2 protein-coding genes are annotated in these 1,938 nt (G+C 52.1%); both read left to right on the plus strand.

The annotated features are described in order from the left end of the window. Window positions 1-97 precede the first annotated feature (97 nt). A complete protein-coding gene (locus ACHUEV_RS17830; RefSeq protein ID WP_394182286.1) occupies window positions 98-1,312 on the plus strand; it encodes an MFS transporter in 1,215 nt (404 codons plus the stop codon). 220 nt (window positions 1,313-1,532) lie between these two features. After that, window positions 1,533-1,895: a dihydrodipicolinate reductase gene (locus tag ACHUEV_RS17835; RefSeq protein WP_394182288.1), complete on the plus strand. Its 363-nt coding sequence runs from the start codon at window positions 1,533-1,535 to the stop codon at window positions 1,893-1,895. The last annotated feature ends 43 nt before the right edge of the window (window positions 1,896-1,938 follow it).

Below are 1,938 nucleotides of genomic sequence, written 5' to 3' on the forward strand. Positions count from 1 at the left end.
CATTCGTCCGTAATTTGAAATTTGTTGGGATGGGAACCCTCCACACTGATCCATACTAACGCTCTCAACGTAATCGATAAGTAGTTGGAGGGATACATTGGCCAATCAAGTGACAGTTCCGTTGGTCGCCGCGTTTCTGGCGTCGGCTGGCATCCCTTTGTACATCCACCTTCCAAGTTTTGCGGCCGAGTTAGGAATTGGCTTGGGCACCATCGGCTATGTCCTGTTTGGTTTACGTGCCTTGGACTTTATTCAAGATCCCATACTTGGGCGCATGGTTGATCGATTTCCAGCTTACAGATCGCGTTTTGTGGCTATCGCGTTCTTGGGTATGGGGCTTGGTTTTTGGATCGCTTTCGTAATGCAGCCAAAGCTGTTCGGATTGGTCGCCGGATTGGTTCTAGTCTTTACAGCCTATAGCCTAGGCACAATCCTTTTTTACGGACAGGGTGCCGCAATCGTTGGGGGCAGCGCCGAAAGCGAGCACTTACGGTTTGCTGGGGTACGCGAAACGGGTGCGCTCGTCGGCATTGTTGTGGCGGCGATTTTGCCCGGATTGCTTGGAGGGTACTACGGTGTACTTGGAGGTTATGCGCTTTTTGGCGTGGTGCTGGTAATTGCATCGCTGGCCATTTGGCTACTGAGCCGACCATTCTGGGGACCAGTTGTAGCTGAAACTCAACAAAGCCAGTCGTTTCGCGAACTGGCACAGCCCAAGATACTTCAATTACTCTTGATCGCTCTTCTTAACGCGCTGCCTGTTGCCATTACGTCGACACTTTTCTTGTTTTTTGTCGACGACCGCCTTGATCTCAGCAACCTTGCGGGGCTTTTTCTATTATTGTTCTTTCTGACAGCGGGTGTGTCTGCACCGGTTTGGTCATGGGCGTCTGCCCGGTTTGGTGCCCGTCAGGTTTTATTGCTCGCGATGAGCCTCGCCATTATCTCATTTGTTGGGGCCTATAGTCTACCTGTTGGAGCCGCATGGCGGTTTGGCATGATTTGCGCGGCTTCGGGTGCGGCTTTGGGCGCAGATATGGTCATTTTGCCTGCATTGTTTGCCACTGCGCTCATGAAACATGGCGTAGCCACGGGCATGGGGTTTGGCGTTTGGGCTTTTGCTGCGAAGATATCTTTGGCGCTAGCAGCTGCGCTTGTTTTGCCGGCATTGCAATACGCGGGGTTCTCGCCAGGTGGTGCAAACACAGCCGACGCGTTGCAGCGTTTGAATTTTCTATATGCGTTGTTGCCTTGCGCGCTGAAACTCTTGGCGTTGGTGTGCGTTGCGCGGCTTCCTAAGGTTGCAGCATAGCCAAGCCGAACCGGGCGCGGCCGCTCGCTGAATGAACGACCCCGTAAAATTGCGCGATACCATACGCCTGCTCAGAGATTTGAAGTAGTTTTGTAGTGATCAGTCGAAACGACAGCATAAAGTCGTTTCACAGCTAAATGCGCTGATCTTCCAAAGGTCGAGTGAACCAGATCGTTGTCGCTTACGTATAAATGTTACGGATCCAATGATGAGGCGCCCGATGAAACATCTTGTTCTTTCCTTGACACTCGCCCTTGGCGCGACGCCGACCGTCGCCGAAAACTTCGCTCCGATCTACGATGAGGCAACGTTCTTGTCTTTGGTCGACGGTAAGGAACTGCGCAACAATCTCTATGGTGTACGGCTGAACGTTTTAGGGAACGGTCGTATCCAAGGTGCTGCTATTGGATGGGAGATCAGCGGTAGCTGGAGTTGGCGGGAGGGCTACTTCTGCCGCGAGATGAAATGGCGTGGTGATCAGATCCCCTACAACTGCCAACTTGTCGAAGTGAGAAACGGAAACGTTCTGCGTTTCACAGTCGATCAAGGTGCTGGCGATTCAGCTTCGTTCAGGCTGAGGTAATATGCCAATCATTCCAAAACGTGACACGTATTACTTTCGTGTT

The sequence above is a fragment of the Yoonia maritima genome (assembly GCF_043641945.1).
In the GTDB taxonomy this organism is placed as follows: Bacteria; Pseudomonadota; Alphaproteobacteria; order Rhodobacterales; family Rhodobacteraceae; genus Yoonia; species Yoonia maritima_B.

Bases quoted from the DNA above. Each gene is read 5' to 3' on its own strand.
- ACHUEV_RS17835 (WP_394182288.1), top strand. From the start codon at position 1,533: ATGAAACATCTTGTTCTTTCCTTGACACTCGCCCTTGGCGCGACGCCG.